Raw genomic sequence first — 7,509 nt, 5'->3', positions numbered from 1 at the left:
AAAAAAAAAAAAAAAAAAAAAGACGATTATCATAAAAATGTGTTATAATATAAAAAAAGAAAATACGGAGATGATAAATATGAAAAAATTGATTTTGATTGTAATTCTTGCTCTGACTGCAGTAAGTTGTGAATTGTTCAGTCCTTCAAGATGGGCAGAATATGAAAAAGATAGAGCTGAAAGAGGAATAACATGTTATAGAAATAGTTATGGAAATATATTTTGTAAAGACAGAAATGGAAATCGTTATTAATAAATCATTATGTGAAGAAGTGGAATTTTTGAGATTCTGCTTCTTTTTTGCTTTTGAAGAAAGATGATAAAAATATCTTTTAAAATTTCCGAGATTTTAATTTTTCAGGAAAAGACAACTTGTCTGGCTTTTCTTTTATATTTAGTAAAATTTTACTTGATAATTTTTACTAAAATAACCATTGTAATTAAACTTAAAATGTCGTGATTTTTTTGGAATAAAAACGATTGTCTGAGCGTCAGCGAGTTTCGTTTTTATTTCAAAAAAATGCTTAGACGAGCCAGGGATGCAAGGGAAATGGCGATTGATTTCCCTTGCTTTATAAATATTAGAGTATTTTCCTAAAAAATCCATTTTACTATTTTGTTCCAAATATTCTATCTCCCGCATCTCCCAATCCTGGATAGATATACGCATGTTTATTAAGTCCATCATCAATTGCCGCTATGTACAAGTCAACATCGGGATGTTTTTCAGTAAATTTCTTTATTCCTTCAGGAGCACCAATGATACAAAGTACAGTTATATTTTTTACGCCTTTTTCTTTCAAATAGTCAAGTGTGTAAATCATTGAACCACCTGTTGCAAGCATTGGATCTACTACGAAAACTTGACTTTCGACAACGTTTGTTGGCATTTTTGCATAGTAGTAGACTGGCTCTAGAGTTTCTTCGTTTCTGTAAACTCCTAGATGTCCTACTTTTGCGTTTGGAAGAAGCTGCAATATTCCATCTATCATTCCAAGTCCTGCTCTTAGGATGGGAACTAATGTTATTGGTTTATCCAGAACTTTTGTAGTGGTTTTCTGAATAGGAGTTTCTGTTTCAATCTCCTTGAGCGGCAAATGTTTTGTTGCTTCATAAACCATAAGTCCCGCTATTTCGTTTAAGCTTTCCCTAAAAAGTTTAGTGTCTGTATCTTTATTTCTCAAATTTGAAAGTTTATGTTCAATTAGTGGATGTTTCAATTCAAAAACTGCCATTAATAATCACTCCGTTCTTTTTTATACTCAAACTATTTTTTTATTCATATTTTTTACAAAATAATATCGTCTACTGGTAAAAGTGCCGCACCCATTGAGATTGACTTACCTAAATCTATTTTCATAATTTTGATAAGCCGCATAATTTCCTTTGCCTGCTCATCTTCCAGATACGTTACAAGAATGCTGTCAGTTCCAGGCCAGACGTGGCTGTTAAAATGTTTTAATGTTTTGCTCCAACGGCTGTAAACTTGTGGAATTATTATATATTGCTCAATTCCGTATTCACGCATTTCTTCCTTTATTTTATCCATAAAGTAGGAATCAAAATATATTTCTACCCTCTTCAAGAAAACACCTCCTTTTCTTTAAAGTTTATTATTATTTATTTTGCGATCTTTCAGCCATTTTTTCTGCTTTTCTTGCTTCCTCTTTTGCTTTTTGTTTTTTTTCTTTTCTTTCCTCAACTATGGAATAAGCCACAGGTATAAAGAATAATGTCAGCAACGTACAGAATGAAAGTCCAAACATAACTGCTACCGCCATTCCTTGATAATAACCCGAACTTCCCTTACTTGAAAATACCATTGGAATCCATCCAAGCACCGTTGTAAGTGTTGTCATAAGTATCGGACGAAGCCGTGAACCTGCCGCTTCCACAAGGGCCTCTCTAATTTCCATCCCCTTTTGCCGTAAACTTGATACGAAATCCAGTAATACAATTGCATTATTAACCGCCATACCAAACAGCATTAGAATACCAATCATAACGAACATGCTCAGCTGTATTCTTGTTACAGCCAGTCCAAACATTACTCCAATCATTGATAATGGCAACGCCAACATCATTATTATCGGTAAAATAAATGATTCTAGCTGTACTGCCAGTACGACGTAAATAAGCGCTACTGAAATCATAAGGGCATTCATAATTTCTCCACCCATTTCCTTCTGGTTTTGAGCATTTCCTGCTGGAGCTATTTTATATCCTATAGCTGGATTTGTTTTTTTGAATGATTCATTTACAAATTTTGATGCATCATTCAAACCTTTTGATTTATCCAAATTTGCTCCTACTGTTACAATTTGAGAACCATTATAAGTTTCTATAGAGGCTGCACCTTCCACCTGTTTCATTGTGGCAATATCTCCTAGTCTTACAAATTGTCCTCCACTTGTTTTTATCATTATATTCAGTATTTTGTCAAGTGAATTTTTATACTGCTCTTCAAATTCCATATAAACTTTTAATGTTTCTGTGTTTTCAGTAATTTCTATTGGATCTACTCCTAAGACAGTTTGATTCAGCATTCTAGTTATATCTGTAACACTTAGCCCATAACTTTCAGCCTTTACTCTATTTACTTCAAGCTGTGCCTGTGGATATCCGCCTTCTGATGATGATTTTACATCTTTAAACCATGTCTGCCGCTTCATGTCTGCCATAATCGCATTGGCAATTCTGTTGATTTCTTCAGCATTATCCCCTTCCACTTGGAATGAATAATCTTTTGAAACTGAACGTCCTCCAGCTTTTGATGGGGAAACAGCGATTGTAACATTTGGAATGTCGCTCATTTTTTGACGCATTCTTTCCATTGCTTTCATCGTGTCTTTTTTTACATCGACATTGACTATTGCCGCCTGAGCATTTACTATAGTAGTATAATTTTTTGTAACAGGATCTTCTTTTACAATCTGTTCCATCTGCTTAGAAATTTCGTGTGCCACTTCTACATCAAGTCCTGTCGAAAGCTGTGCTACTACCGAATACTCATCATTGTCAATCGTTGGGAAAAATGAGGTTTTTACAGTTCTTCCAAGTCCAAAAACAACTACAAAAAATAGTACAATTACTCCGATTATAACTGCTTTTCTATGATCCAAAGCCTGTTTTACAAGATCTTTGTATTTATCTCTAAACGCATTAAATCTATGCGCTTTCCCTTCTGCTCCAGATATTTTCTCAATATTTAAGAAGAGACTTGATGCCATTGGAATAAACAGCATTGCCACAACAATCGAAGTTGACAGTGCGAACATCATTGAGAGCGAAATTCCCGCAAATACTTCCTTTGCAAACCCTGGAAATAATACGATTGGCAGAAATACGCAAACTGATGTTGCCGTTGAAGCTATCATAGGAACTATTACCTCGTTTGTTCCACGTATCGCCGCAACAAGTGCTGGCTCTTTATTAATCTGGATGTGATCAAATATGTTATCTAGCGTAACGACTGCATTATCAACCAGTGATCCTATCGCAAGTGCAAGCCCCATAAGTGAAATTAAGTTTAGTGAAATTCCTTGTGTATTTAAAAGAAAGAAAGTAAATGCAGCTGATATTGGAATTGACATTCCAACCACAAGCGAGGCCCTTAAATCCTTTAGGAATACCAATAAGACAAGTACTGCTATTACTAATGCCTGTAAACCATTATTTGTTACATTGGAAATCGCGTCTTTTACTCTTATACTGTTATCAACTATTATTTCATACTTTGAACCTGATGGAAATAACGGTTTCATATTTTCCAATTCTTTTTTTGCAATATTTGCAATTTCAACTAGATTTCCATCCTTACTTTTTTGAATTACAACAGAAACCATGTCTTGACCATCATATTTTGAATAAGAAGTTTTATCTTTAGTTCCATATTCAACATTTGCAACATCGCTTAATCTTACTGTCTGATTATTATTGTTTGAAATAATAATATTCTGTATTTGATCCAGCTGCTTCAATTCACCATCAACCCTCAAGATGAATTCTTTTGATCCATCTTTTACTGTTCCTCCTGGTACAATTGTATGAGCCGCCTTAATTTTAGAATATATTTCACTCGGAGATAAATTGTATGCCTGCAATCTATATGGATCCAGCCTTACCTTTATCTGTCTTGTAGCATTACCAAATACTGATATGTTTCCAACTCCTCTGTTTCTTTTAAGCCTTGGTTCTAGTGTTTCCTCTATAAATGAAGTAATTATCGCCTGATCTGCTCCTCTTATCGCAATCATCATCGCCATATCCGAATTTCCCCCAGCTGTATTCAATTTTGAAACTACTGGATCATTGGCATCAGATGGCAAATCCTGTTTTATTTTATCAATTTCAGATTGAATCTGTACTTGCTTTATATCCGTATCTGTACCAAAGTTAAATTCTATCATTACACTCGAACTTCCATAAGTTGAACTTGTAGAAATATTTTTAATACCGTCAACATTAAGTGCCGCATCTTCTATCTTTTTTGAAATCTGAGTCTTAACATCCTCAGAAGCTGCTCCAGTCCACGTTGTATTAACAGCTACCAGCGGAAAATTAAAATCTGGTATCAATTCCTGCTTCATTGACCGCATTGCTACAACACCTGAAAAGACCATAAATACTAATATCATTGTTGTAGAAACAACTCTTTTCGTTGCAAAATCTGCTATTGTCATTTTTTTCTCCTTAATTTTATTTTTGCTTCTGTTTTAAATTCATTTTATCTCTGTTTTTATAAATACAGTCAAACAAATCTAGAAACATTAAACTTTCAAAATCTGTCTGACTGATTATAAAAAATATTAATTTCGTCATCAATAGTAAAAATTATTGCACTTTTCTAACTGCTTCATTAGATTGCACAACATTTTGTCCGTCTACTATTAATTCTACTCCACTTGTTAATCCATTTCCTGTAACTGCTGCATAATCCTGATTTTGATTTGTAACTTTTATAGGAATAGCAATAGCCTTACCATTTTGAACTATATAAACAACTTGCTCTACCCCTCTTACAACAATGGCTTTTTTAGGGATAATTATTCCGTTTTCAGCACCAGTATCTATACTTGCTGTTCCATACATTCCACTTTTTAGCCTTCTATCTGGATTAGGAATTTTAATTTTTACAGTAAATTGTCTTGTTGCACTGCTTGCTGCGGCAGAGACTTCATAAACTGTTCCTACCAGTTCTTCTTGAAGTTCGTCAACTTTTACTTTTGCCTGTGTCCCTACATGGATTTTATTTATTACTTCTGGTGAAACTCCCACTTCCAGTTGCATTTCTGATTCATTTACTACAGTAAATAAAGCACTTCCTGCTGAAGTTTGCTGATGAAGTTCCAAATTCATATTTGAAATTGTTCCTGTTGTATTTGTTTTTATTACGGATTTTCTATTTGTGTCATTTGCCGAATCCAGTGCTGCCCGTGCTGAGCTTAGGCTGTTTTTTGAGGCATTTAACTGGGCTCTTGCAGCATCATAATTAGTTTTTGCCTTTAAATAATCTGTTTCAGTCACTAGCCTTTTGTTATAAAGCATACTGTACTTCTCATAATTAATTCTTGCTTCTTCCAATGCCGCTGCGGCTGAATTGATATTTGACGAAGCTGTATTCACATTTGAAGCTGCACTTCTTACATTTGATCTTGCTGCCTGATTGTCAATTGACACTATTACCTGACCAGCATTTACACTATCCCCATTTTTTGCATTTATGACAACTATCTCTCCTGATGAAGTTGCTGTATACGGTACTTCCTCAATTCCCTTCAAAGTACCGCTTGCTGTATATCCTAAAGAAATTGAGTTTTGTCCAATAACTTGCACTTTTACAGGTCTTGCATTGACAACTTCTGCTTTTTTCTTTTTCCCGCAAGATATAGTAAACATAGTAAGTATCGCTAGCCCTATTATAATTTTTTTATTATATAATTTCATTTTTTATATTTCCTCCTGTTTTCAAATATATTTTGTAATATTCTAGATATTCACTTAAATTAATCTAAAAATGCTCCGTATTGTGACACAAGATAATAATACTTAAGTTTTGAAGTCGCATAATTTACACGGCTTTGTCTCAATTTTGCCTCTGCATCAAGTAAATTATTCATTGTTATCAAATTATAGCTGTATCTTTCCTTTTCCAGTTCATAAGTTTCTTCTGCACTTTCCACAGCAACCTTCAATGCTTCCAAACTTTTTTCAAGCGCTTGCAGCTGATAATATGTTTTTCTCATATTTGCCTTTACCTGATCTAACGTCTGTCCTGATTTAACTTCTGCAATTTCTTCAGTTTTTTGAGCATAACTTACATCTTCTTTTCTTTTGCCCCAGTCAAAAATATCCCAAGTAAATGTTACTCCCGCAGCTGATGACAAATTCTTTGTTTCAAATACATTTTTCAATTTACCTTGCGATTGTAATGTCCCATATCTTAGCGTTCCATTAATTGTAGGATGAAAACTTGATTTTTCAAGTTTTGTATTTTTTCTGCTTATATCAATTTGCTTTTGTGCAATTTTATACTCAGTATTTTGTGTTGTCAATTTTTCCATATCTTTTGACAAGTCAATCGTCTTGGTAAAGTTATCTTCCACCCCGAACGGCACTATTTCAATACTGCTTGGATTTGACACTCCAATTAATATTCCTAAAGATTCCTTTGCTATTTCAATATTTCCTTGCTGTTCTACAATTTGTGCCTCTATAGCCTTTATACTTCGTTCTGCTTCTCTGTATTCAGGCTTTGTAACCATTCTTAATTTATATTTCTCAGTCTGAATTTTATAATTCTCATCCAATGCTTCCTTAGACTTTTGCAAAACTCCAAGTGTACTAATCGCATCATATACATCAATGTACGCTTGAACAGTGCTCAAAACTGTATCTTTTTTTGTTTTATCCAGTTTCAATTCTGCTAATTTTAAGTTATCCTTACTAATTTCATTTCCAAGTTTTAATTTCCCGCCTGTATAAATTGGCTGTGATAGTGATAAGTATTGCTGATACGCTTCTCCAGTCTTCTTTGATATGACATCTTTAAAGTAGGCGTTTGCTGAAGCATTATAGCTTACTGTGAAAAATTTCTGTTTCCAAGTTCTGCTCACGTCAATTTGCCCTCTATCTACTTCCAGCATTCCGATTTTTATATCTTTATTATTTTTTACTGCCATCTCTGCCGCTTCCTGAATAGTTATTTTTTGTGCAAAATTTGGAATTGACATTAATAGGAGCAGTACTGTTACTGCTATTTTGTTTTTATTTTTTTTCATTTTCTGTTTTCCTTCCTGAACCTATTTTAATGCATTATTTATAAATTTGTTATTTCCTTTAGTGATATTTCAATTTTATCTGTATTTTTTATATTGATTATCTCATCTTCCTTCATGTTTCTAAAGCTTTTCAAAACAAGTTCGTCAAATAAGAATTCTTCTACTGATATTAATATGAATTCTGATATGATTTGTAAATTATATTTATTACCATTTTTATTATTAAATT

6 protein-coding genes and 1 pseudogene are annotated in these 7,509 nt (G+C 33.4%); 1 reads left to right on the top strand and 6 read right to left on the bottom strand.

The window, feature by feature from the left end; genetic code table 11:
• The coding region (locus Q0370_RS01535) for a hypothetical protein (protein WP_299571171.1) at positions 1-253 on the top strand (253 nt) is incomplete at its 5' end.
• Between the two features lie 358 nt (positions 254-611).
• Here Q0370_RS01535 and upp read toward each other — a convergent pair.
• From upp to Q0370_RS01505, 6 genes and pseudogenes are all read right to left on the bottom strand, one after another.
• On the bottom strand, positions 612-1,235 hold the full coding sequence (upp, locus tag Q0370_RS01530; protein WP_299571168.1) for a uracil phosphoribosyltransferase: 624 nt from the start codon (positions 1,233-1,235) through the stop codon (positions 612-614).
• Positions 1,236-1,288: 53 nt separating this feature from the next.
• Positions 1,289-1,585: a PG0541 family transporter-associated protein gene (locus Q0370_RS01525; RefSeq protein ID WP_299571165.1), complete on the bottom strand. Its 297-nt coding sequence runs from the start codon at positions 1,583-1,585 to the stop codon at positions 1,289-1,291.
• 31 nt (positions 1,586-1,616) lie between these two features.
• Positions 1,617-4,682, bottom strand: a complete 3,066-nt coding sequence (locus tag Q0370_RS01520) for an efflux RND transporter permease subunit (protein ID WP_299571163.1) — start codon at positions 4,680-4,682, stop codon at positions 1,617-1,619.
• A 151-nt stretch (positions 4,683-4,833) separates the two neighbouring features.
• Positions 4,834-5,946 (bottom strand): efflux RND transporter periplasmic adaptor subunit, encoded by a 1,113-nt coding sequence (locus Q0370_RS01515; protein ID WP_299571160.1) that lies wholly within the window; start codon positions 5,944-5,946, stop codon positions 4,834-4,836.
• A 59-nt stretch (positions 5,947-6,005) separates the two neighbouring features.
• Positions 6,006-7,280 carry a TolC family protein gene (locus tag Q0370_RS01510; protein WP_299571157.1) on the bottom strand — a complete coding sequence of 425 codons (1,275 nt, stop codon included), beginning with the start codon at positions 7,278-7,280 and terminating at the stop codon, positions 6,006-6,008.
• Positions 7,281-7,318: 38 nt separating this feature from the next.
• A pseudogene (locus Q0370_RS01505) lies at positions 7,319-7,509 on the bottom strand (TetR/AcrR family transcriptional regulator); the annotation flags it as partial.

Source organism: uncultured Leptotrichia sp. (assembly GCF_938036635.1).
Classification (GTDB): domain Bacteria; phylum Fusobacteriota; class Fusobacteriia; order Fusobacteriales; family Leptotrichiaceae; genus Leptotrichia; species Leptotrichia hongkongensis.
This window is presented reverse-complemented; position numbering and strand designations above follow the sequence as displayed.

Excerpts from the sequence above, each read along its gene's own strand:
- upp (WP_299571168.1), bottom strand. The coding sequence starts at position 1,235 with ATGGCAGTTTTTGAATTGAAACATCCACTAATTGAACATAAACTTTCA.
- Q0370_RS01515 (WP_299571160.1), bottom strand. The coding sequence starts at position 5,946 with ATGAAATTATATAATAAAAAAATTATAATAGGGCTAGCGATACTTACT.
- Q0370_RS01510 (WP_299571157.1), bottom strand. The coding sequence starts at position 7,280 with ATGAAAAAAAATAAAAACAAAATAGCAGTAACAGTACTGCTCCTATTA.
- Q0370_RS01520 (WP_299571163.1), bottom strand. The coding sequence starts at position 4,682 with ATGACAATAGCAGATTTTGCAACGAAAAGAGTTGTTTCTACAACAATG.